The sequence below is a fragment of the Aquimarina agarilytica ZC1 genome (assembly GCF_000255455.1).
Classification (GTDB): Bacteria; Bacteroidota; Bacteroidia; order Flavobacteriales; family Flavobacteriaceae; genus Aquimarina; species Aquimarina agarilytica.
This window is the reverse complement of the sequence record NZ_JH621266.1, coordinates 1-24,344: the sequence shown is the minus strand read 5'-3', so window position 1 is coordinate 24,344 and position 24,344 is coordinate 1. Positions and strand designations below refer to the sequence as shown.

Here is a 24,344-nt window from a genome sequence, read left to right as displayed (position 1 = left end):
AATTGCCCATTATGGGCCCGACTCTATGAGTAGCCAAATGGTTACTTCATAAGGATATCCTGCCTGTCCCTCATCTTCATAAAAAGCTGTGATATAATCGGTATCCCCTTGTTCATCTACAGGGGTAAGTTCTATCTGATTAGGCAAATCCGGTTCTTTAAACTTCTGTTTCGGGGACAGCTCCTGATAGATGAGTTTGGAATACGTATCTTCAGATAGTATCTGATGCTCTTTATAGAAAACTCCCCTTTTTTGATATAGTGCTAAGGTTCCCAGTATCATAATTTCTTGTTTTAGGTATATTCCTCAAAGGTGATCCAGATGGATCCGGTAAACGGTTTACTGTAGAGCAAATACTGTTCGGGTTCGCATTGTCCGGGAAAAAGAATATTTAGTTCTTTGGCATCCCTTAGCGGTTCTAAAAACTGATCGTCCTGATAGGAGGGTAATCTATCCAAAACAGGATGTGCAAAGTACCACCAGCCTCCGGCTTGTTGTTCCACAAAGATGTCTGGTGGGTAATCTTCATCATAGAGCGTACCTTCCTGTAACTGCAGGAAACTGTCATCCGTCATTTCTGTATCTGTAAACCCGAAATAATAACGTGGTGGTAATGGATCATCACTACAAGGCTTTTTACCGTTTACTGTAGTCAATACTCCAACAACCTTTGCTGTAGAAAAAGGAAGTTTGGCCGATGCGTTTATAAACTGGTTTTCCCTTTCTATTCTGAATCGTATTGGCACAAACTTCCTGCGTACAATACTAGTGTTATTATCGGTTTTAATCAAACATTTCATAGTAAGGTCTTTTTGTAAGGTCTACTTGTCTTTTGATTTTGTGAAGTCTTTGACTGCTTATATGGCTTCCTCGATCAGTAATACAATTGTTACTCGATACCCTCCACCAAACGCTGCACCCTGATGATCCTTATCCTCAAAACGAATCTTTACTGACAGATCTCCCGGCAGTACATCACCTAACTCGAAGAAGCGTTCCCTTGGTGCTACACTAAGTGAAGACATCAGAATCTTGCTCTCGAAACCATCAGGAAACAATTCCTCCCCACCAATCTCAATACGCTGCTTACCACGATAGAATAAGCGGTCCGGATAATCCGACAATAGCTGAATGCCTTTAATCACTTTTGTGTGTTTAGGAAGTTCAAAACTATCTATAGATGTAAGTCCATTCTGCTTTTCCATTTTAAAGGAAAAGACTACTCTGGTTTCTTTTTTATTTCGTTCTTCTTGGATTTTCATAACTATTGAGGTTTACAATCTATCATTCAATACTCGGCTGTCCGCCACGGACTCGGCCTCCGACCTAGGCAGGTACTGTGGCTGTACCTGCAAGTACAACTTTGATCAGTGCTTTCTCCGGAGCATCTTCACCCAGTTCTATTGTAAACTCAAACTCTTCATCATCACGAATAAAGCGAGGGCTTTCTAAAAAGTATGTCCCCACATTCTGCATTGTATTTCCATCAGTTACAAACTCCTGCATCGGACGTTCATCGATGATGATCTTCTTATTGGCGATTAGAGAGAACACACCGTTCTGTAATCCTGCCACATCTTTGATACTACCAAAGTCAGTTCGCTTCATCGTTCTTTTTAATTCAGAATCACTTCCAGGAAGGTCTCCTTCAATCTCAGCAGCTAATAGGATTATTCGATTACATAGAAAAAGACGGTCCTTCTGTAGCTTGGCCTGGGTAACATTGGTAATCCCAATTTCCTTAGCGTCCTGAGTCTCGAACATATCTATGTTGGCACGGTTACCTGCAAACTTGATCGCATAATAGGCAGCGTCTGCAAGCTGTAGTCTTCCCTCTTTGATTCCCGTAGCAACATTAACCATTGCGGGGTCGTATTTCTTTGCCTGATCCCTTAGTGAGATATGGGCATTTACAATTTCTAAGAATTGTGATCTTGAACTTTTTTTCATTGTTTCCATGTGGTATTAAATGTTTCTTGTGTTTAATTTTTAAGAGTCAAACATCTTAATTGTATAGCTGTCGCCTTGCGACTTAGGCTACGGCATTAAGTTCTGTGATGTCTTCACCTCCTTTTAGTTCCATACTGTCTATGCCGTTAACGGTGTTATATCCATTGGTATAACTTTGTTGGATATCGGCAGTGGGCAACGGTTCTCCGGCTTCGATCCTGCGGATGATCTCATCTACCTCAGCAGTATCAAAATCTCCTGTGTCCGCTACTTCTGAACCCATAAAAACCAACGGGCGGTCTTCAAGATTTCCGAGGGCCATCTTTTGAGCCATAGTAGGGGATAGTTTATCCAGATAGAGTTTCTTTCCGATGGCTTTGAGTGAAGTAATTGCTCTATCCTTGGCTTCTTCCAGATTATCCTTAAATCCGTTTACTTCATTGTTACTTTGGGATCTGCCAAAACCATTGGAAAATGCCATACCCACTCCTGCAGAGGTAATCCAATCCTTACCATAGTAGGCTCCCCCGAATATGGTCAGCGCACCAATAGCGAGGGAGTACCTTCCTACAGCGGATCCTGCTACCATCCCAAGTACTCCAGAACTGAGATGCTTGCCTACCTCCAGCAGGCTATCCTTTGTATTTGTTTTTGTTTTCATTGAAAAATCTTTTTTTCATTTCCGCGAAGGCGGAAATCTCATTGTTTACATTGACTATTATTAATTCTATCCTTCTTGAAATTGGACCTGCTTATTACAGCAAAGCTTTGGGGATAAGTTTCTCCGGAGCTTTTCTTTTTACAGTTCTTTTCCGTTTGGCCCTATGTCCTTTGACAAACCTTCCGAGTTCGTCCCGACCCGTAGTTTTTCTTTTTCGTGTTGTTCTTTTCCTGGGTAATCCGGATACAGCTTTGAGTTGTTTCTTCTTCCCTGATCGTACAGCTATGACAATACCGGTTCCCACAACCAAAACTCCGGCTCCAATTAATAGTGGTCTTTTATACTTCTGTAGAAATCCTTTGTTAACTTCGTCTTCATTTTTATTCGATGCATTTTGGTTCGTGGTGACTACCTGAACTGGTTGTTGGGTTTGTACAGGATTTAAGTTTTGTACTGGGTACTGCATTCTTGGATCGCCATAAGGGATAGCCGGGAGTGCAGGTTTTGGTTTACTAAATAGCGTGGTGGCCTGATCTTTCACTTGTTGTGCCTGTCCGAAGATATTTCCTATTTTACTGAGTACTGCGGCTACACTGGCAACAGCTCCGCTGGCTGCTGCCATAGCTGTTCCTGATGCTACGGCTCCTAAACCATCCACCTGTATCTGGTTATTTAAAAAAGCTTCGATAGTATCTACATCTGCCTCCACCACAAACTTTTCAAAAGGGTCATTGTACATCACAGGTTCATCGAGGTTACCCAGATAAAAACCACTGAGCGGAACTTTTCTATCGGTATTTCCTTTACCTCCCAGAATGGCTTTTCTAAGATTGCGACCTCTTCCTCCTGCTAGACGATATATCTTCTCTGCTTTTTCTACTGCCTTTTTTACTTTTTGGTATTTACCTATATCCAAATTCATCTTCTTTGCCTGGGCTTCGGTCAGATATCCATAGCGTAGCTTTTGGGCTACCTTCATCATATCGGCTTTCATCGCCAGTAAAAAACCATTCCTTAGTAAGATGGTGGCAGGGTTCAAAAAACGGTTAAATGTTCGTACCACGGGCTTCACCACTTTCTTGGCAAACTTCTTTAAACCTTTACCGATCTTCTTAAAGAAACCGTTCAGCCCATTAACCACATAGATGTTCTCCTCTGCATCTGCATACATCACCACATTACCGTCCTCGTCCAATATCTCATACGCAATCTCCGGGGCATCATCGATGCCTCTTGGTATATCACTTGAACCTAAAAACCCGTTGATTATATCTTGCGAATTACGGATATCCGTAATATCCAGAGCATCCAATCCCGTGGCATCAAAGCCGTCTAATCGATGTAGTTCCATATACTTTTTGTTTTAAGGTCTAGTACCTTTCGTTATTTTATTATTGCTTATTGAGCTACTATTTTTGTTGCTCGCTTTCCTAGTGTTTCTTACAATGCCAGTGTTTTTCTTGTTAGCTGAAAAAAGTTTCAGTACCCCTATACCTGCAGCAATGGATATCCCCGAGAGGATCAAAAACTGTAAAAGATCAAACTCTTTCCTTTCAGTAAGCGTTTTTACTTTGTTTTGATCCTCCCACCGAAAAGGGGATAACACAACTCCTTGTTTACTAGGTGATGGCTGAGAGGTGTTTGGGGTAACCGGTTTACAATGGTTTACACTGTACTTCGGTACAACCTGCTCCCGTAAGGGAAGCGAAGGTTGCTCCAAAGCATCCAGTCCAATGGCTAATTCATCAACACCGCTCAAACCTCCCAATCCATTTATAGTAAAAGCTCCGTTTGGCTTTATATCTTGTTTCTGTGAGTAGGGTACTTCATAGTTGAAGCGGTCTGCTACGCAATCGATTGTAATGTGTCCTTCTGCTATCGGCACAATGGGATATACGTGTTGGAAATGATCCCTACCTCCGTATTTAGTGATCCGCATCATAAACGGAATACCCAGATGGGTGAGAATACTTCCGATAAACACCGTATAACAGTCACAGTCCACTCCTGTAAATCGATCTGCCCAGGTTCTTGAGGGTCTGCGTACCTGCTCAACACCTGTTTTATCCATTTTGTATTGAATATGATGGTAAACAAACTCCCAGATTTTTTTACACGTGTCCGTTACATTGTGACCTTTAAACTTAGCTGCCAGTCTACGAGTGTCATCCAGAGTTTCTGCAATAACCTCTTGCATGAGATGTAGCGTGTTTTCCAGTTTTGCCTTTCCACTACCAATGATAACGACATCCTTACCGGAACTTACCGGGAACAAATGGTCATATTGGTTTGTAGGGTTGATATGTCGTTTACCTAGTGCTTTCATCAGAGTTGTAGCGTCATGGTTTCTGTTTGTTCGTATGGTAAACCGTTTACACTGGTTATGATCTGTGTTTGTATCTTAATGGATATTGGAGCTCCGGATCGTATCTGACTGACTACTTCTGTTCCCAGAATCTGTATCAACGTCAGCCAGCCCGCGGATTGGATATGCAATTCAAACTCCTTTTGGCTGTTCTCAGGGATTTCAATAGTCCTGTTTTCAATCTCAGAGCTTCCCAGTAACTTATCATTGTGCAAAATCTTGACAAATGGATGTTGTAAACGAAGGCTTACAGGGTTCGGATTTTGCAATTGCACTATTGCCTTTAGTTCAATGCCCGTTAAAGTCACCTTATGGATCCTTACCCGAATGCGGGAAGTGATATTGGTACTGGCACGTTGTAAACGCGACAGATATCTGATTGATAAAAGAGCAGCAATGCTGCCTGCGATCCATTTGAACATTTTGACTCGATTTTTGATCAAATTAAAACCGAAAAAACGGATGAAAAAAGGGTGTGTGACCCCTTGGAAAATAATGGTTGTTTTTTATAAAAATTGTAGTAATTTGGGAGTATACGGAGGGTATTGGAGGACTATTTTACACCTTGTAGCACTTCGCAACACTAATAAACATTAAAAGACACTAATGAACATTAAGAAGATGCAAATTTGCTTTATGACAAAACAGGAATTAAGTCAGTTTTTGGGCATTAGCAGGCAGACCTTGCGCAGAAAAATGAAGGAAATAGAAGAATTGGATACCGGAAGAAGACAATTACTATATCCCTGGGAGGTGCGATTGATCTATCAGGCGTTTGGTGTTTTTGGATAATAAAAATTAAGTAATCAGCTTTATTTTAACAAACAATTCTGACGGAAGAATATAAGTGGTTTGCATTTATAATTCTATTTTTGTTTTGACTATTAAGTCGGTAATTTTACTCATAATATCAATTAGCAGAGGCACTATAGACCTAGTTCTATGGTGCCTTACTTTTAGGTGAAATGTAGATTTGAATTTTATCCTGTAAACCAGTAAACCTAAAATACAACAATTTTGTTAACCCGAATAAATGCCTGAGTCCACCGCAATGAAGAGTGTTTTTTCTCAGGAAGTTTACAGAGCCTTGTAAACCGATGCCTTAGAAAATCATTTTCTAAAAGTAGCCCCTTTGAACTTGATGATGTTGAACATTTCAAAGAGGCGATCATAGATATGCCCGCCATAGAGATCTCCGAACTCTTCAAGAGCATCAGCCAGATCACTGGTAGCATCCCCCTCACGATAGTTACAGGTGATATAGGTTTTAACGGACTTTTGATCATAACGCTTTTCTAAAATATCCCGAATGAGATTTACTTTCCCAAAGTTTGAAGCCATTCGCTCTTTTTTGACATCATCAATATATAAGCCTTTGACATTGGTCAGTCGTTCAAAAAACTGATATCTGGAACTTTCCCTATACGTCGGATCAGCTCCAATACGTTCAAACTCCGTCACCAGATCGTGCGATTTATAATTCTTAAAGCGCATTGGCATACTGTAGTATTCGAAAACCAGTCCTAAGGCTTCTATTACCGTAGTTTTTCCATTGCCATAACCCCCTATGATGAGCAACCCTTTATCAAAATCAGGGATCAGGGATACACCCTTTATTTTGGTGATCAGTCTTTCTCGTCGAAAAAAGGTTAGGTCTCGTGCAAAATATTCAATTATCGGAGCTACATTTGCAAGAGTATCAGGAGTTTCGATGAATTCCTTTTGATGTGCCAAACGATAGGCTATCTTAAATAACCTCCATAACAACGCTTTGGTTATTTTCACTACTCCACCGTTTTTTTGTGTTTTAAGCGTATTTTCTTTAGCTATATTATTTTTCTTGTCGCTTCTCCCAACTTCGTCTGTTTTGTTTTTAAAAACCGATCTAAATTCCTTCATCCCGCCCAGACGTTCAGGGGAGGATGAAGGAGTGTTTTTCCTGTTCTTTTCCATAAGCTATCGGTTAATGAAAAATTTCTTTTTTGGAGGTTGCGTAGTTGAATGAAATTGTTTCAGTTTTGCAATCCAGTCCGTTCGTCTCCAACAACCTGTATACCCTTCCCACCCGTGAATCCGCTCTTGTGAAGCTTTCTTATAAGCCATATAGGCCTCGCTTTGTCTTACAAATTCTTCTAATTCTCCGGTAACATTCATCTTTTGGAGATAGGCGGTCACTTTTTGAAGTCGTGAGTTTCCGTTTTGAGCAAAGAAGGAACTCAACTCTTTCAGGAATTTTTGACTAACAAGTTTTTCAAATTTTGAAATTTCAGGTTCTTTTATATTATTTATATTTTCATTTACATTTACATCTTCATTTACAATTACATTTTCATTTTCTAAAAAAAGCGTTTGCTGTAAATAAAGGGATCCCTGATCACTTCCCTTAGCGAAGCGATCAGCGATTTTTGTGATATAATTTTCTATTTCGGCTTTATTTAACAGATTTTCAAAGATATACGGATAACTGATATCACGTTTTATTTTCTCCTTTTCGGATTTTTTCAAGGTTTTTGACAGTGGATGATGACGAAACCAATTGCCTACAATGGCAAAAACGGCTTTTTTTCCCAGATAGTTTGCTCTCTTTTTTGATTCCATATACATTCTCTTGTTTATAATCGCCCCCTTAGGCGTATCGCTACCTTCGTCGCTGGAGGGGTGCAAAACGCTCGCTAGGGAAACAAATTTTAGTTGAATTTCTTCCCAAATCTCATCAAAATCGGTTTCTGTCAACCTTACCAATCTGGATAGTTTTTTAGGAGTATCCGGTAAAAAACCACGCTGGTGCTGATAGCATAACAATAGGGTATAAGCTCCTATTTCTTTCAGGGACATATCAGCAGTTCCTTCTAAAAAATCATTGGTGTACCACAATACTGCTGGATCTTTTTTTGTCATTGCATTGTCTTTTTTAAAATTGCATATCTGTTTAATATGGGGCAGGGTAATGGAGCACCATCATCCCTGCCTCAATAGTTATTAAGAAATCTTCTGGGATTTCATATAAGCGATTATACTCCGCTTGGAATACAAAATCTTTCTACCATGCTGATACCATTCTATGAGTTTAGCATCACGTAATTCATAAAGGCGGTTTCTGCTTTTCACATTAAGCAATCGCATGGCTTCTCTGGTAGATATAAAATCGTGTGAATCACCTTTTGCATCTATGGCGTCCTCCTTTGCCTTTCTTATCGTTTGATAGACTACGCCCATCATTTCTTCCAGCATTCTATAGTAGCTGTCTCTTTCAAATATGATCAGTTCCATATTGATATCTTTTGTTTTATAATTTGACATTTACGAAGTAGAACAGAAGAGCATTTCAATACGAGACATTTTTGCAATTAAAGGATCCTTAATCCCACAGCTGAAATAGCATCTGCGTTCTACAGGAGTAAAACAAAGAATTAGTTTGGTTATAAAAGTGTTGTAAACATGTTTACAACACGCTGACACAAAACGTATTCAATTAATTTACAGTGAATTATATTTTTTTATTAAAATATGTTTAACAAAGTTTTACCTCATTTTACGGAATTTCACACCAATGTTGCTCACCTGAGCTCAGTAAAACCGTTTAAAAAAGCAACATAAATAAACACAAGTGTTTATAGGGGTTTGGAGAGTTTAGTTAATTTTTTAACACTTGTGATCCTAATTTACCTTGTCAATTTTCAACAATCTCATATTTTCGTAAGACAAAAAACAAGCTCCAAAGTATTAGTGATGGCATTATATTACGTTGATGTTTCTATTCGAAATGGGGAGGGTCCTGAATGGTTTCAAAAGAAGTTTGAAGTAGTCCTGGAAGACTTTGATTTTGAAGTACCAGAAGATGAGCTGACAGAATGGGTAAAGGATGAAGTGCGCAGGAAACTGAGAAGCTCGGACGACTACAAAAACTCCGGTGACAATTGGATCATTACCGATGTCACCAAAGTTTCTTCAGCGGATTTAAATTAAATCTTACGTTTCCTCGAGATGATCCAAACGGTATAGCATATCCCTTAGCATTTTACTCACTGCATCTATAGTACCATTATTGACGCTGTAGTAACGACTGCTGAGACTCTCCACAGAAATATCTTTGGCGGTTTTGGTGGTAAAGGAACTTGACAGAAATTCAAATACCCGTTTCTTTGATCCGGTTAGTAGCTCAGATTCAAAAAGCAATCGGGTGATCAGTGATAATTCTGAAATAGATACATCCAAATGTTTCTTTTTGGCTACAAGAGGTGATGAGATAGTTTCAGATTTGGCCAGTTCATATTTTCTCTTTGTCAGTTTTATTTCTTCTTCAAGCCAGACAAGAAGACGTTCTTTTAATGAAGGAAGCTCAGGATTGTATTTTTCAGTAGAGGTGACACTAACAGTTACTACGCTTTTCTTTAATAGGTAAAGTTGTAATAACTGCTCTCTTGGAGCAAGACCATCCAGCTCTTTTTTAAAATGACGTTCTATATAGAAAAACAGATTAAAGGTATTGTACTCTAAACTGATAAGTATCCTGAAAAGACTATCCAGAGAAGGATTGGGTTTTTTCTTCAATAGCTTTTTAAGCACTTTGATAAAAGTACCCATATACAATTTCTGTCGATAGGTAAGGGTTGTCAGTATATTATCCCTTACACTGACCAGTGGACCTACAATAACGAGTTTCGCTTCTTCAGGAATATCACAAGCCATAAGCTTTGAGATGATGATTTCCGCCAGCTTTTTATGGGTGTAGATAAACCAAAGCCTTTTCTGATGTGAAACAGGCAGGCTGTGATCCAGATATTTATAAAAAAACTGATCCAGATAATCCAGAAGGTTGTCCATAGTATGGTAGACCATTTTAAAAATATCTGTTACGGACGCTTCGGATGATACCTGATATTTGAGCAGGTCATCCTCTGAGGACAGATAATTACGTTCTACGATCCTGCAATAAGTGAGAAGTAGCGATTGATGGTTGCGCACCATAGTAAGCACTTTCTCCTCTCCCAGGTGTAGGATGTATACATTACGGTGCAGTTCTCTTTTTACTTGCTGCAAAGTGTTTTCCAGCAGCTTTGTGTAAAACTGAAACCGTAGCTTTATAAAATCTTCATTTATATCTAATACATTTTCTTTTCCTAATAGCGAATTAATAGTTGTACAATAGTATTCCTTACTTTTTTGGTTGGTCAATGGATTGAGGTCCTCGTGAAAGATCCGATAGAATATATCTATAGATTCCATAGACAATTTGTGATTTGTTTGTTGTTTTCCTTGTTTAAAAGTAATTTCAGTACATAATATCAGCGTTTGAAGGATTTGTAAAAATTTGAGTGTTTGTGTCTCTAAGTAAAGTTTATTTTAAGTAAGATCAAGAATTAAGAACCTGTCGGTAATGGCATCTTTTTCAGCAGGGCGGTGTTTCTTTAGAAAAATTTTGACCTTTGATTCCAGTGGGGTATTTTCAATGTTCTCTAATAAATTACGTTTATTCAGAATTAATAGCTCCAAAGGAGCATATTTAGTTTTAAAATAGTATCGGTTAAAAAGTGAAAAACGGAAGATGCCTCTTCGCTTTTCCTGGTACAAATGAAGCCAGGCATTAGAGCCTTTGAATTCACAGAAGTTGCCATTGGGTAAGATGGTAAAGTGAAAAGGATCCACATCTTTCTTTTGATCCAGATCCGCTTCAATGATGCTTTTTATGGAGTATTTAGTGATGGGGCTTGAAGCGTAGAACAATAGAACCTCAATCTTCTGAAGCATATCAAAAACGTCGATCTTGTTCATCCCCTCAAAATTTTTCATTACTTTTAAAAGTAAATGATGTTCACTTTTCATAATATTTTAAATTTTTAAAGTGTGTTAAAAGAGCAGTGACATTATCTATATCAGTGTTGCCTACACCCGATTATATATATTATGTTCACCGCTCTTTAACTCAACCCAACTTAATTAACTCCTTCTTTATTCTGTCTAAGGTTGCTCTATATGTAATAACCTTATAATTTCTATACTGGATTAATGGATTCATTTTTTCAAGTACAGCCCTAATTTTAAATTCTTCCGTATCTAAAGTTTTGGATAATCTGATTACAATATTCTTCCTTTCATTCTCTTTCAAACTTTTGTAGTAATGTTCAACCATAGGCAAACTTTTAAATTTCTTTAGCTTTTACTAATTTTCTTAACTGTTGAAAGAAGCGTTCTATTAATCTTAAATCCTCAGTAATAATCTCAGAAGAGCCTTTCATTTCTTGTTTAAAAACTACTTTCTTGTTATAGCTTGTAATAAGTTCAGAAGGAAGATCAGCATCAATTAAGTACTCGCCATTTTCATTTGGAGTTTCTGATATTCTAGAAATTTCTCCTTCTAAAACCCCAAACTCACTGTCTGGGTAATTGTGAATTCTGACAAATACTTTTTGACCAATTTTAATTTTTCCAGAGTTCATTGCCGGGGTATTCAACTTTGCCAAGAACTTAGAGTCATCAACTGGTACTACTGTAAAAATGAGATCTCCTGAGTTAACCGTCTGGTTGACACTCCAATAATTCAAAAAGCAAACTTTCCCTTTTATATCAGAGATCAATACATATTGAGATTCCCAAGCTTTAATTGATTTTTTAAGTTGGTTAAAGGATTGTATAACTTTCTGTAATAAACTGATATCGTCCTTTGCTTTATTAATTTCTGTTACTCTACTATCAGTATTTAGTTTTTCAAGCGACTCCCTGATTTGAGATATTGAAACTTTTAAGTTTTCGTAATTACCTTTTGCCTTAAGTAATCCTAACTTTTTATTTTCATACTCCTGAATGGATACAACACCTTTATCGAACAAGGTTTTATATCTGTTAACATCTTTTTTTAAAAGTTCTAATTCTGTAGATGCAATATTTTTTTGTCCTAACACAGTATTTAACCTTCTCTGAAGTTCAATTCCACTAACTATACTGGCTTGTTTTTCATTTTTATAAGGTTGGAGTTTAGTGTGAAGTATATAATCAGAATAGTTATTTTCAAATAAGAAATAGTCTGTTGCTATGTCTCCTAATGATAAGATAGGGATTTCATCAATTGGAAAATAAAATGAATCACCATTTAAAGAGGTTGTATCTATTATGTTTTTTAAGAAAAATACATCTTCATAGCTGGCATTATTTTTTATAATTGCTAAAGGACTATTTTCTTGGACAATCTCATTATCCTTTATGAGTATAGCTTCAAACTTTTCAGAATGTCGGGCGTATACCTTTTGAGGCGGAATACTAGTGGTTAATGTACATTCTGAGACTATAGTGTCCGGATACTTTATCATATATGAAATGCTCAATACCATAATAATGATTATTAAAATCATTAAGCTTCCCCATCGTATCATCCAATTTGGTGTCTGCGATAAAACTTCTTGAACTTCTTCGCTTCTAAGTGTTATGTCATTATTTATACTTGGCATATTAACTTCCTAATTCTAATTGATTCTTTACCAGATTATAATAATTAGCTTTATTCTTTATCAGTTCCTTGTGGTTGCCTACTTCTACAATTTTTCCTTTTTCAAGAACAACTATCTGATGGGCATTCTTAACGGTACTCAGTCTGTGTGCTACAACTATCACGGTTCTGTTTTCAAAAAATCTATCCAGATTTTTCATAATCACCTTTTCATTATTTGCATCAAGAGCACTTGTTGCCTCATCAAAAAAAAGAAACTGCGGATCTTTATATACTGCCCTGGCAATTAACAATCTTTGCTTCTGCCCGGTACTTAAACCTACTCCTTCATTTCCGATTTTAGTGTTATATGATAAGGGTAAGGTTTCAATAAAATCTTTGATATTGGCGACATTAACAGCATGATAAAGCTTTTCCTTGTCAACATAATCTTCACCAATAGCAATATTATTAGCTATCGTATCATTAAAAATATACCCTTCCTGCATTACCACACCACAATTTGATCTCCAGACATTTTGAGAAATATGCTGTAGTGATGTATTACCTACAGAGATAATCCCTGTATCCGGGTCATAGAATTTTAATAGGAGCTTTAATAACGTAGTCTTACCACTACCACTTGTCCCCACAATTGCTGTGACCTTGTTGGCGGGTATAGAGAAACTTAGATTTTGTAATACCGGTTCAATTGAACCCGTATAACGAAATGATAAGTTTTGAATAGTAAAGTTAGAGTTACTTATTTCCGTTACCTTTTCGCTTAGATTAATTTCCTCATCCTCTTTATTATGAATCTCACCTAATCTTTGTAACGATATTTTTGCATCCTGAAGTTCTTTTATAAAATTGATGAGTTGTGCTATTGGAGAATTTAATTGCCCAACTATATACGTTATGGCTAACATCATTCCCAAAGTAATATTTCCGTCTATTACTAATTTTGCAGAAAGAATAGTAATAAAAATGTTTTTAAGCTCATTAATAAAGCCCGAACCTACACTCTGATATTGCTCTAGGGATAATCCTTCTATCGATATTTTAAATAATCTAGCCTGTAAAAATTCCCATCCCCATCTTTTTTGTCTCTCCGCGTTATGCAATTTTATCTCTTGCATGCCATTAACCAACTCTATAACTTTGCTTTGTTCCTGACTTATCTGTGAAAATCTTTTATAATCAAGGTCTGCTCGTTTTTTTAGGAATATTTGAATCCAACCAAAATATAGTATACTCCCCAGAGAAAAGACTCCAAAGATTTTAATGCTATAAAAAGCCAATACAACTCCAAAAATCAAAAGGTTTACCATAGAGAATAAAACATTCAAAGATGATGTAGTTAATATTCTTTCTATACGTTTATGATCATTGATCCTTTGCAGAATATCTCCGGTCATTCTCACATCAAAAAATGAAATCGGCAAATTCATTAATTTAATAAAGAAGTCCGAAATCAGTGAAATGTTAATTCTGGTACTTAAGTGCAGTAGTATCCAACTTCTGATAATCTCAATCCCTGTTTTACCAAGGAAAAGAAACACTTGAGCAAAAAGAATAAGGTAGATAAAATGTATGTCCTGATTTTTAATCCCTACATCCACTATACTCTGGGTAAGGAATGGTAAGATTAACTGTAATAAACTTCCTGCTATTAACCCAATAACTATCTGTAAAAGAAATTTCTTGTAACGGAACACATATTGCGAAATAAACGAAAAGCCAAATTCCTTTTCGTCTTCCGCCAAATTAGATTTATTAAGTTTTGGAGTAGGTTCGAGTAACAAAGCAACACCCTCCTCTATATCCTCAGTGGCATTATTACCTATCCAATACTTTAAAAATTCTTGTTTAGTATACTTTAATAAGCCATGAGATGGGTCGGAGACATACAAAAATGATTGATCCATTTTATAAAGGACTACATAATGCTTTTTATTCCAATGAAGTATACAAGGCAATGGTAAATCTTGTAATTCATTGAATGGAATTTTGACTCCCAATGAACGAAAACCTATTGACTCAGAGGCCAAACTTAGACCTAACATACTACTACCGGTTCTTGTAGTCTCGCACAAGTTTCTGAGCGATTGTATAGGTATTATCCTTTTGTAATGCTTCGCTACTATTTTAAGACAAGTTGGTCCACAATCCTTAAAATCAGCTTGCTTATAATGAGGAAAAGATTCGGCTAATCGGAACATCTTAGTTTATTTTTTGAAAATGAATACCCTAGCCTACTTAAGTAAGCTTATGGATAATTAAATACTATTTTAAAAAAAATTAAATTGTTATCCCCTTAGAGACAATTAAGTCTTAATCCCAGATTTTCTCTAACAATTCATTTAGAATATTCTCTTTTATACTTATCCCATTTGTATGAGTGATGGAAATCCCACTTTCTCCCAAAGTTTTATATTCACTTTCACCCTTCCATAATGAAAGAAAAGGATTGTAATTACACTCTTCTGAGAAGTACCATTTCCCCATATCATTCTCAATAGGCTCTCTTGGGTCAACGCACATAAATTTGAATTCGCAATTATTGCAAATAAGCGTATTCTCTTTCTTCACATTCCAATGTTTTTGAAAATCTTCAGAAAGAATAATGTCATTGAATTGATCTTCATTTAGTTCCCGAAGAAGGCCATAACTTCTTGAACTATAGATGCCGTTTTTAATATTACCCTTACCATCTATGTATACCTTTCCGTTAAAATAAGAATGATAGTTTGATGACTCTAGAAACATTTCTCTGTTGACCTGTAATTTTTGAGGTTGCATTTTTTTTGAGAACTCTTTAAAAGATATGGGTATACTTAGAACTTTATAACCATTGACCGACAACTCATCTATATATGAAGATTTGAAAATAAAAATAGATAATGGTCTTTTGAAATATCTAAAAGTCTTAAAGTCGTCAATTGTAAAGTGCCTATTTTCCTCCGATATATAAATATTAATAGAATTAATTTCCAAATCTAATATTATATCCAAGAGATTTTCAAGTCTTTCTGGATTATACTTTTCGAAAAGTATAGAAATGCAACTCAATTCCAATGAAGATAACCACTTGAAGAATTTTAAATCAATTGTATCGTGAATTATTATACTGTTGATATTGAAAGGAGAGTCATATTCTAATTCTAGTTTGGGGAATAAATGTTCTTCATCAGAATTGTCAATTTCAAATATTACTTCCTCTTCAAGTAAAAATTCTTTCCATTCTTGAGATATAGTATCATTATCAAATGATATTGCTTTTGTAGATTCTATTTTATCATACAATTGATTAGGTATAAAATAGTAATCATTACGAGTTATATCATAAATTATTGCTCTGTTGTATCCTTTAACTGGTACGCACAAAGCATTTCTTAAATACAATTGCGTATTCATATTACAGATTTATAAAATGGATCAATAGTTAACCAGTCTGTTTTCAAACTTTTTGAAATTCTTGCTTTTACAAGTACTGATAATCTATTTGATTTAGTAGTTGAATATAAATGAATAGGTGCTTTTCCGCTTTTAATTTCTTCCTTTATGTTTACTCTTGCTTTCATAAATAATTTGCTATTTTTTTCTCCAAACTATAGTTACACGGATAGGATACCATACCAAATTGTCCAATAGGATTAACATCAATAAGATTATAGCTTCCTTCTTTACAAATTATAGTATCAAATGATGCACAATCGAGTTTGAAATGCTCCATAAGACCTAATACTTTTTCTTCATACCACCTTGGTAACTTAAATGGAGCTTTACGATTAGGTTTTTTATGATCATACTTTCTGAAGTCAATTTTCGTTTGAGCGTTTTTTTGAGAAAAGATGACCATAGAAAAGAAGGAGCTGTCAAAGAAAAATGTTCTTATCTCATACTTTTTGGGGATATATTTCTGAAAAAAAGTAGGAGTAAACCGCTCTGGAAGACTCATAATTTCTTCATCATTGATCCTATGAGAGTATGAAGCAAAGGTGTTTTCTGAAGTATAATATATAAATGGGATTCTAAGAGCTTTAGAAATAATTGGATGTCCATTATCTTGAACGAAAGAAACTATTTCTTGTTTTGATTGAGTAACTAAAAACGGAAAATTTATCAGTCCATTACTCTCACAATATGATAAAACATCTAGCTTATTTACATGATGATGATTCCTATTATTAATGCTCCTCTTCTTATTTAAAAGATTGTGAATAAAATTTTGAACTTCTTCAGATTCTGTTTTTCCGTACATATCAATAATAGAACTCTCCTCATCCACGTCTACTGGAAATATGTCTAAATTAAAATTTCCTCTTCTATACCAGACAGAATCAAAATCATTTAGGCTATAAGTCTTTCCTTCAAACTGAAATGTAAAATTGTTATATGTCAATGATTCTAAAATAACCTTATCTTCTTCATTTAGTCTTAGAAATGGTTTTTTAAAGTGTCTCAGCCATCTAATTACTTCACTTGTTGAGTGATCCCGTTTTGAAGATATAATTAGTACCATAATGTCATTGTTTTCTATCTAGAACTGATAATGTATAATCGTATTTAATAGCTCCTGGAGCTTCCTCATTGGGGTCAGGTATTTGAGCCAAATGAATCAAATTAGAATCCATACCAAGTTTATCGACTAGAACATTTTTCATAATTTCCAAATGTTTGCTTATTTCCTCTTTTGAATAAGAATTGGATTTTGAGGGCTGGATACTTATCAGGTACTTTCTTTTTTTATTTTGAAAGAAGGGCAAGTTGATAGTATTTTTATCATAAACATCAACTATAGAGTATAATTGAAGCAAGGATTTATCAATTTCAAGATTATTATTATCGAAAAATAAAAAGCGTATGGGCTTTACATGTGTCTTTGTGTTTAAATTCGTGAAAAAGCTTGTACAAATGGAGATTGGAGCCTGCCAACTGATCTTTCCTTGATTTGCTTTTTGAATTGCGCTTTCAAGTATATATGCCCTATCCTTTTCATTGGCGTGTATTGCCAGAATATCAAAACTAAGTTGGCTTCTTCGTTCAGAAAACACATAAGCAGGAGGTATATATGGATAACCTTTTTCTTTGATATAATCAATAATAAATTTTGTATTATAAATATTAATACTGTCTGCATACGCATAATCAAGACTGTCTTTTGACTTTCTAGCTTTATTAATACTACTTTGATCTAAATAAAATCTTTCTTCAATACTTTTAAAAACTGCTGTGTCCTTATCCTTCCAAAAATTACTTCGAAGGGCTGGATAGACATCATTTAATCCTTCCAAGAAATGCCTGTATTCAGTACTGTCAACTTTTGTTATATGATATCCCGAGGCTAGCATCTTGATAAGATACTCCTTGGCTTGTTCTGAATTGGACTCTGCACAATTTACTTGGGAGAAATAATGCTGGGATTTAAATTCTGCTAGCTGTAATTTAGAAGCTAAGAAATTGACTGAATCACATTGATTGTGATGTCGATGAACAATAATTTTATCAGATATATTCTTATCTTGTATCCAATCCAAAAAAGAATTAGTATTTGGTTCATTAAACTTACAAGAGATAAATATTATCTGAAGAAACCCAAAAGCAAGTATTTTGTACCCTATGTTTATAATTTTAATTTTCATTTAGATGCTATTTTAAGAGAAGTTATGGGGTGTTCCCATAACTTCTACTAATTTAGAATAATTCCAATTATTCACAGTCGCTTTCAAGACAGGTTTCTACAAGTGTACCACTTTCATCGTAAGTTTTAGTTTCGGTATCACAATCATCTTTGCCTGTCGCTCTAGTTTCGCTTGTCCAACTCAAACCTCCAAATATTTTACCTAGAGATTGTGTGTCCATTCTTTTTTCTAATAATTTAGAATTGATAGATTTCATATAATTAAAATTTATAAAATTTGTCCTACTCTATTATTGGTTTTTCAGAAATCACCATCTTAATATTTAAGCTATAGCTGGGTCACTACATGGATCACAACCTATAACGACGGTTGTAGACCCGCCACAATCGTCCTCTCTGGTAACTTGAACATCGCAATCATCAGGACCTGTAAATATTCTACATTCTCTAAAAGATTCCCCTCCAATTACTGAAGACATTGCTTTTGCATCCATTTTTTTCGCAAATAGCTTTGAATTTAAATTTTTCATTATGTAAGTTTTAATTTACCTACTCTTTTGAAAAAAGGCTTTTCGGTTTACGCCTTAGTTACGTAACTTAAATTGATCAAGTCAAATATAAACTTGGATTTAGCGTTAATCCTAAATCAACTAACTTCAATTTATAAATTGTTCTATCTCAATTTATAAATTGAGATAGAACAATTAGATCATTCCCCCTTATGATCAAGAGTTTATATTTTTGCATTAATCCATTACTAAATTTAGATTTGAATGAAATTAAGTAGATTCTCAAAAGTCATTATTCAATGAACCTAGATGAAATTATTTTTAGAAAAGCATATTTTTTAGTCCAACTATTTTTCTTAAGTAGTTTAACTTTTGCTCAAGATTCTTTAATTATACCCGATCATATCAGAGGAAAAGTTATTCCTATATCAAAAGCTTCTGATTCATTAGAAAATAAAAATTTTAAAGAGTTGGAGGCTCTGTTTAAAGAAAATACAGCAAATAGATCAAAGGCTAGAATCTATGCTGAATATTACCTTTATTTAGCCAAAAACAGTAAGGATACTACAGAAATAGCAAATGCTTTTAATTTCTTAAGAAAAGTCAGTGATTCGCAAACGGAACTGAAGTATATAGATAGTATAATAGCAATAACCAGGAATATTAAAAACACAGAATATCCTGCTATGGCTTATCTTATTAAAGGGAGTTACTTCCATTTAAAAAATGAATACAATGAAGCCTTAGAAAATTATCTCATAGCTCAAAAACATGTGGAGGATAATTCAAATCCCCGTCTGCTTTTAGCAATAAAAAATAATATGGCCGCTCTTAAAAAAGCCGTAGGAGGAAAAAAGGAGGCACTAAAAATCTTTTTAGAAAATCTAGATTTTATTAAGACTCAAGACACTGTAAGCGAATATTCTAGAGCATACATTACAGCCCTATATAATATAGCTGACTCGTATCATAGGATGTCAATGCCCGATTCAGCTAGTAAATATGTAAACAAAGGTTTAAATAAAAGCAATTACCATAGCGAAAAATACTTGTATCCAACTTTTCTATTGCTTAGCGGTATAAATAATAATCTATTAGGAAACCCACAAAATGCTCTGGATTCTCTTGCTAAAATGGAGAATCTTATAAAAGATAATTTTGAAGGCAACGTGAATGAACGCATTTGTTATATTCAAATTGCGAAAGCACTTCACAAGTTAAATAGAGAGAATGAAGCATTCAAGTATCTAAAAAAAGTTGATTCCATGGTTAAACCAGATAACTATACCCTCGAAACAAGAGATGCCTTTGAACTATTGATCAATCATTATAAAAAAAATGGTGATCTGGAAAATCAGCTTGAAATAATGAGTAAACTAATTCATATGGACACTCTTTTCCAGAGTAAAAATTTGAATATAAATTCTGATATATCAAAAAAATATGATAACGCAAAACTAATAAAAGAAAGCAACGAGATCATCAGTGAGTTAAGAAGAGATAAGAAGAAAAACAAAATAAGCTTAATAATTTTAATTATCTTAATAACGATTTTGTCTCTTTTCTTGATTAGATATTACCGCCAACAAGTAATCTATAAAAAAAGATTTAGTGAATTGATGATGGAAAGCAAAGTTCCTTTAGAAAATATAGATAAAAAAAAGGAAACCTTTGACACTGAATTGCCAGCAGATATAATAAATGATATTCTATTAAAATTGGGGAAATTCGAATCATCCAGAGGTTATTTAAACACGTCAATTAAATTAAACTCTCTTGCAAAACAATTGGATACTAATTCATCATATCTTTCAAAGATCATTAACATTCATAAGGGTAAAAATTTCGCAAATTATGTTAACGATTTAAGAATAGACTATTGCATAGAAAAACTTAAGACTGATAAAAAGTTTAGATTGTATGCTGTTAAGTACATCGGAGAGGAAGTTGGTTTCAATAGTGTGCAATCGTTTTCCAGAGCTTTTTATAGAAGAACTGGAATATATCCGTCCTATTTCATAAAAAACATTCAAAAAAGCTAATCAAATACAAATCAATTGATTAAATAAAAATATATGCTATCAATTTATAAATTGGAACTACATAAATAAAAGAAAAATTCCTTTAACTAAATGAAAATATATATTTGTGGTAAGAACTTTAAATCCTTAAAAACATGAAAACAAATCAGGAAAACAAATTAATTTTAGAAAAAACCTCTATAACAAAACTCACAACACAGGGACAACAGAGAATTCAGGGAGGTAATAGTACTTTGATCTGTGATAGTACTTGGATATGTGATCCAAATATTTCAAATGGGGGTCAAGGAGGGGTTGATCCTACAAATACAATAGGAGGTGGTAATAACGGTAACATTTAATGAATTTGCAAAATACTGGATTTAATCCAAATCCAGTATTTTTATAACAGATATTAGAAATTTAAACCACACATTATGCTGATGCCTTTGAATCCAATTAATATTATTTTTTGGTTCTTGTTATTTACAACAAGTGCTTATACCCAAAAAGTCAAGAAGATACCAGTACAGGAAAAGCATCATGGTATAAGCATAATTGATGATTATAGACACTTAGAGAATCTGAAAGATTCGAGTGTACTCAATTGGCTAAAAACTCAAGACAGTATCGCAAAAGATGTTCTAAAAAAAATTTCAAATAGAGATCGTTTAGTAAATTTACAAATTGAATTAGCCAATTTAGATGGCGAAGAAATTAATCAAATTAAAGTAACACAAGCGAACCGTGTCTTTTATTTAAAAAGAGATGCAGGGAATGAACAATTCAAACTTTATTACTGCAATGCTGAAACCGAAGAGATACTCTTATTTGATCCTGAAGATTATAAACCAGAATTAAATCAAAAATATTACATCAACTACATTAACCCAAGCTGGAATGGTGATAAAGTAATAATTAGTTTTGCTAAAAATGGAGATGAATTTTCTGAGATTAGAATTCTAGATTTGAATCAGAAAAAATTACTACCCATCGAGATCAACAATAGTATACCTACCTTTATAAATATGTATTGGTTACCAGACGATACTGGGATTACTTATTTGGGTTTTCCTAAAGATAAAGGAGGAAAGGAAGCTTATTTGAATGGGAAGGCTGTAGTGCATAAACTTAATGGTGATATTAAAGAAATATTTTCAAAAAATAATAATCCAGAGATAGATATAAAAGAAGAAGATCTACCAGCATTAGTCATAGAAAATCCTAATGATAAATTCATAGTTAGTGCCGTAGCCGGCGCAACTCCTTACCATGACTATTATTTCAAACCCATTTCAGAGATTGAAAGTGAAACTTCTTGGACACCTCTATTCTCAAAAGAAGATCAAGTAACATCATTTTATCAGAAAAATGATAGTATTTTTTATCTAACTTCTAATGGAGCATCTAATTTTAAGATTTGTAAAACTTCTTTACAGGAATTAAACACTAGAAATCCTCAAATTGTAGTTGACGAAGACAAGGACGAAGTTATAACGAGTTTTAGACTTATTAAAAAGGGAATAATATATACTACTACAAAAAACGGAGTTCAAGCTAAGTTGTATATAGTCAAAAACAATAATAAAACTGAAGAAATCAAACTCCCTTTTGCAGCTGGTAGACTGGTAATTTATACAAAAGGTAGGGAACAGGATTATTTATCAATTAAAATAAGAGGTTGGTTAAATAAAGAAAGGAGGTTTGTATATAACTTTTCCAATAATAGATTTATTCCAGAAGACTTTATTGAATATCAAGAAAATGAATTCACGGAAGAGATGATAGTTGAAGAGTTAGAAGTAATGTCAAACGATAGTCTAAAAATCCCGTTATCTCTAATCTACAAAAAAGATCTAATACGAAATGGCAATAACCCAACATTCATTATTGCATATGGAGCTTATGGTGTTTCTATAGAACCAATGAATACTGCTAAGGTAATGAGCTGGGTTCACGAAGGAGGAATTTTTGCAATTGCTCACGTTCGTGGCGGTGGAGAAAAAGGAGATTCATGGTATAAAGGTGGTTACAAAAAGACCAAGCCTAATAGTTGGAAAGATTTAATTGCTTGCACCGACTTTATGATAGATAAAAAATATACATCAAGTGAAAAAATTGCGGTAAATGGTGCAAGCGCAGGAGGTATAACAGTTGGAAGAGCAATCACTGAAAGACCAGATTTATTTTCAGCAGCAATAATAAATGTTGGTTTTATGAATACTGTTAGAATAGAAAATGGCCTTAATGGGGAAAATAATGCTAAAGAATTTGGTACCGTAGATATTGAAGAGGAATTCAAAAGCTTATTAGAAATGGACTCCTACCATCACCTAAAAGAGAACACCCACTATCCAGCCACATTAATTACTACAGGTTTAAATGATTCTCGAGTCCCACCGTGGCACTCTGCAAAGTTCGTAGCAAAAATTCAAGATTCTCAAAAAGATTCTATTGACCCTATTCTTTTTAAAGTAAATTTTGAATCTGGTCACGGAAGTGGAAATTCCAAGACAGAAAGAATTGAAAGCACTGCTGATATTTTGAGCTTTGCTTTTTGGAGAACAGGCCATCCAAACTATAAGCTAAAAAATTAATTCTCTGTGATCTATTCGCAAAATTGGTATGCATTTTATAACTCAATTCATATTGAGACAAAAAAAAATGTTACAATTAGATTTAGTGCCACAATAAAAACGGAAAATCTGGTTAGTAATAGCCAAGCAGCTTTATGGATAAGAATTGAAAATAAAAATGCCGAAATAGGCTATTTTGATAATATGTCAAATAGACCAATTACTTCCAGTGAATGGACTAAAATATCTTTATCTGGAAATATCGACGAGAATTTCAATTATATTTTTTTTGGAGGGTTATGTAATAATTACGGTAATTTTCATTTTAAAGATTTTAGATTGGAGGTAGAATCGAATAATGGAGAATTTTATAATATTGACCTAAACAATTTAAATTATAATCTCTTAGAAAATAACGCTAATGGATGGAAACAAGGAATTGGAAGTGAACCAAGTAAATTAATAGAAGAATATAGCATTCTAGCTTATAAAGAAAATAAATCTCTGGATTCCTGCCTATTAATAAGTGGAAGAGAATATCCTGAACCCACAGATTATTCTTCTAGGATATATCTTTTAATAAGATCCTTAGAAAAAGTTAGCAAAAAAATGATCCGAAATGTTCAGAATTCTTCTATTGAAGAACTTGATTTTATCCCTAATCTGAATATTAACAGTATTGGCAATATATTGATTCATATAACTTCTGTTGAATTTTATTACCAAAGATTGACCTTTGAAAATCGCTTGTTAGATGAAAAGGAAAGTAGACAATGGTTTAGCGCTATCAAGATGGATGAAAATTGTCGAAAACAATTCAAAAATTACTCGATAGAATATTATTTGAATGAATATAGAAAAGTTAGAAAACACACTTTGGATTTATTCAAATCAAAAGAAGACACCTGGTTAGATTTAATTCCTTCAAACTCGCAAGAGGATAATTACAGTTGTTGGCTTCACGTGATGGAACATCAATCTTATCATTTAGGCCAGATAGTGCAACTATTCAAGATTAAGAAATAGTAGTCTAAAATAAGTAATAAGAGAATAAACTTCATACTTTCAATAATTCTTTTTAGTACAAAATTTTAATACAGTTAATACCTCGCGAATTTATGCGTCCTAAGTAGTAATAACGTAACCATCCGATCAACTACACTGTAATATTTTCTTGATATCCGGGAAGTAGTTCTTC

Annotated in this window: 27 protein-coding genes; 6 read left to right on the top strand and 21 right to left on the bottom strand. The window is 34.3% G+C overall.

Annotation, left to right across the window (positions count from 1 at the left end):
* Window positions 1–9 precede the first annotated feature (9 nt).
* The 8 genes from KQA_RS20300 to KQA_RS20775 all read right to left on the bottom strand — a co-directional run bounded on the left by KQA_RS20300 (window position 10) and on the right by KQA_RS20775 (window position 5,398).
* Entirely contained in the window at window positions 10–147 is a 138-nt protein-coding gene (locus tag KQA_RS20300) for a hypothetical protein (protein ID WP_157366677.1), read from the bottom strand.
* A gap of 146 nt (window positions 148–293) precedes the next feature.
* On the bottom strand, window positions 294–800 hold the full coding sequence (locus KQA_RS0211805) for a hypothetical protein (RefSeq protein WP_010181366.1): 507 nt from the start codon (window positions 798–800) through the stop codon (window positions 294–296).
* Between the two features lie 57 nt (window positions 801–857).
* A complete protein-coding gene (locus tag KQA_RS0211800; protein ID WP_010181364.1) occupies window positions 858–1,262 on the bottom strand; it encodes a hypothetical protein in 405 nt (134 codons plus the stop codon).
* 64 nt (window positions 1,263–1,326) lie between these two features.
* Window positions 1,327–1,959 (bottom strand): hypothetical protein, encoded by a 633-nt coding sequence (locus KQA_RS0211795; protein ID WP_010181362.1) that lies wholly within the window; start codon window positions 1,957–1,959, stop codon window positions 1,327–1,329.
* A 73-nt stretch (window positions 1,960–2,032) separates the two neighbouring features.
* A complete protein-coding gene (locus KQA_RS0211790) occupies window positions 2,033–2,611 on the bottom strand; it encodes a hypothetical protein (RefSeq protein WP_010181361.1) in 579 nt (192 codons plus the stop codon).
* 94 nt (window positions 2,612–2,705) lie between these two features.
* A complete protein-coding gene (locus KQA_RS0211785) occupies window positions 2,706–3,962 on the bottom strand; it encodes a hypothetical protein (protein WP_010181360.1) in 1,257 nt (418 codons plus the stop codon).
* A gap of 12 nt (window positions 3,963–3,974) precedes the next feature.
* Window positions 3,975–4,808: a hypothetical protein gene (locus KQA_RS20545; RefSeq protein ID WP_198283119.1), complete on the bottom strand. Its 834-nt coding sequence runs from the start codon at window positions 4,806–4,808 to the stop codon at window positions 3,975–3,977.
* Between the two features lie 128 nt (window positions 4,809–4,936).
* The gene (locus KQA_RS20775) at window positions 4,937–5,398 is read right to left on the bottom strand and encodes a hypothetical protein (protein WP_010181358.1); all 462 of its coding nucleotides are present in this window, start codon (window positions 5,396–5,398) and stop codon (window positions 4,937–4,939) included.
* A 214-nt stretch (window positions 5,399–5,612) separates the two neighbouring features.
* Here KQA_RS20775 and KQA_RS0211770 point away from each other — a divergent pair, with 214 nt between their 5' ends.
* Window positions 5,613–5,768 carry a helix-turn-helix domain-containing protein gene (locus KQA_RS0211770; RefSeq protein ID WP_157366676.1) on the top strand — a complete coding sequence of 52 codons (156 nt, stop codon included), beginning with the start codon at window positions 5,613–5,615 and terminating at the stop codon, window positions 5,766–5,768.
* Window positions 5,769–6,086: 318 nt separating this feature from the next.
* Here the strand turns inward: KQA_RS0211770 and KQA_RS0211765 are convergent, their stop codons facing one another.
* The 3 genes from KQA_RS0211765 to KQA_RS0211755 all read right to left on the bottom strand — a co-directional run bounded on the left by KQA_RS0211765 (window position 6,087) and on the right by KQA_RS0211755 (window position 8,246).
* Window positions 6,087–6,929: an ATPase central region domain-containing protein gene (locus KQA_RS0211765; protein ID WP_010181356.1), complete on the bottom strand. Its 843-nt coding sequence runs from the start codon at window positions 6,927–6,929 to the stop codon at window positions 6,087–6,089.
* Between the two features lie 3 nt (window positions 6,930–6,932).
* Window positions 6,933–7,874 (bottom strand): DUF1376 domain-containing protein, encoded by a 942-nt coding sequence (locus KQA_RS0211760; protein WP_010181355.1) that lies wholly within the window; start codon window positions 7,872–7,874, stop codon window positions 6,933–6,935.
* Between the two features lie 81 nt (window positions 7,875–7,955).
* Window positions 7,956–8,246, bottom strand: coding sequence for a helix-turn-helix domain-containing protein (locus tag KQA_RS0211755; protein WP_010181354.1), 291 nt, complete (start codon window positions 8,244–8,246; stop codon window positions 7,956–7,958).
* Window positions 8,247–8,705: 459 nt separating this feature from the next.
* Here KQA_RS0211755 and KQA_RS0211750 point away from each other — a divergent pair, with 459 nt between their 5' ends.
* Entirely contained in the window at window positions 8,706–8,942 is a 237-nt protein-coding gene (locus KQA_RS0211750) for a hypothetical protein (protein WP_010181353.1), read from the top strand.
* Between the two features lie 3 nt (window positions 8,943–8,945).
* On the opposite strand, the gene KQA_RS0211745 is transcribed toward KQA_RS0211750, so the two are convergent.
* The 10 genes from KQA_RS0211745 to KQA_RS0211695 form a co-directional block, all read right to left on the bottom strand.
* Window positions 8,946–10,202 carry a hypothetical protein gene (locus tag KQA_RS0211745; protein WP_010181352.1) on the bottom strand — a complete coding sequence of 419 codons (1,257 nt, stop codon included), beginning with the start codon at window positions 10,200–10,202 and terminating at the stop codon, window positions 8,946–8,948.
* 117 nt (window positions 10,203–10,319) lie between these two features.
* The gene (locus tag KQA_RS0211740; RefSeq protein WP_010181351.1) at window positions 10,320–10,799 is read right to left on the bottom strand and encodes a hypothetical protein; all 480 of its coding nucleotides are present in this window, start codon (window positions 10,797–10,799) and stop codon (window positions 10,320–10,322) included.
* Window positions 10,800–11,116: 317 nt separating this feature from the next.
* Window positions 11,117–12,418 (bottom strand): HlyD family secretion protein, encoded by a 1,302-nt coding sequence (locus tag KQA_RS0211730; protein WP_010181349.1) that lies wholly within the window; start codon window positions 12,416–12,418, stop codon window positions 11,117–11,119.
* 1 nt (window position 12,419) lies between these two features.
* The gene (locus tag KQA_RS0211725; protein ID WP_010181348.1) at window positions 12,420–14,618 is read right to left on the bottom strand and encodes a peptidase domain-containing ABC transporter; all 2,199 of its coding nucleotides are present in this window, start codon (window positions 14,616–14,618) and stop codon (window positions 12,420–12,422) included.
* A 112-nt stretch (window positions 14,619–14,730) separates the two neighbouring features.
* Window positions 14,731–15,813 (bottom strand): hypothetical protein, encoded by a 1,083-nt coding sequence (locus KQA_RS0211720; protein WP_010181347.1) that lies wholly within the window; start codon window positions 15,811–15,813, stop codon window positions 14,731–14,733.
* Window positions 15,810–15,980, bottom strand: a complete 171-nt coding sequence (locus tag KQA_RS20295) for a hypothetical protein (RefSeq protein WP_157366674.1) — start codon at window positions 15,978–15,980, stop codon at window positions 15,810–15,812. Before KQA_RS20295 ends, KQA_RS0211720 begins: the two co-directional genes overlap by 4 nt.
* Entirely contained in the window at window positions 15,977–16,921 is a 945-nt protein-coding gene (gwsG, locus tag KQA_RS19625; protein ID WP_010181346.1) for a grasp-with-spasm system ATP-grasp peptide maturase, read from the bottom strand. Before gwsG ends, KQA_RS20295 begins: the two co-directional genes overlap by 4 nt.
* Window positions 16,922–16,925: 4 nt before the next feature.
* Window positions 16,926–18,041, bottom strand: coding sequence for a hypothetical protein (locus KQA_RS0211705; protein ID WP_010181345.1), 1,116 nt, complete (start codon window positions 18,039–18,041; stop codon window positions 16,926–16,928).
* Between the two features lie 67 nt (window positions 18,042–18,108).
* Window positions 18,109–18,261, bottom strand: a complete 153-nt coding sequence (locus KQA_RS0211700) for a hypothetical protein (RefSeq protein ID WP_157366673.1) — start codon at window positions 18,259–18,261, stop codon at window positions 18,109–18,111.
* A gap of 102 nt (window positions 18,262–18,363) precedes the next feature.
* On the bottom strand, window positions 18,364–18,534 hold the full coding sequence (locus KQA_RS0211695) for a hypothetical protein (RefSeq protein WP_157366672.1): 171 nt from the start codon (window positions 18,532–18,534) through the stop codon (window positions 18,364–18,366).
* A 314-nt stretch (window positions 18,535–18,848) separates the two neighbouring features.
* Between KQA_RS0211695 and KQA_RS0211690 the strand changes: the two genes are divergently transcribed.
* The 4 genes from KQA_RS0211690 (at window position 18,849) to KQA_RS0211675 (ending at window position 24,172) form a co-directional block, all read left to right on the top strand.
* Window positions 18,849–20,591: a helix-turn-helix domain-containing protein gene (locus tag KQA_RS0211690; protein ID WP_010181342.1), complete on the top strand. Its 1,743-nt coding sequence runs from the start codon at window positions 18,849–18,851 to the stop codon at window positions 20,589–20,591.
* A 134-nt stretch (window positions 20,592–20,725) separates the two neighbouring features.
* The gene (locus KQA_RS0211685) at window positions 20,726–20,932 is read left to right on the top strand and encodes a class I lanthipeptide (RefSeq protein ID WP_010181341.1); all 207 of its coding nucleotides are present in this window, start codon (window positions 20,726–20,728) and stop codon (window positions 20,930–20,932) included.
* Window positions 20,933–21,007: 75 nt separating this feature from the next.
* Window positions 21,008–23,167 carry a prolyl oligopeptidase family serine peptidase gene (locus tag KQA_RS0211680; RefSeq protein WP_081483257.1) on the top strand — a complete coding sequence of 720 codons (2,160 nt, stop codon included), beginning with the start codon at window positions 21,008–21,010 and terminating at the stop codon, window positions 23,165–23,167.
* A gap of 6 nt (window positions 23,168–23,173) precedes the next feature.
* A complete protein-coding gene (locus KQA_RS0211675; protein WP_010181339.1) occupies window positions 23,174–24,172 on the top strand; it encodes a DinB family protein in 999 nt (332 codons plus the stop codon).
* The last annotated feature ends 172 nt before the right edge of the window (window positions 24,173–24,344 follow it).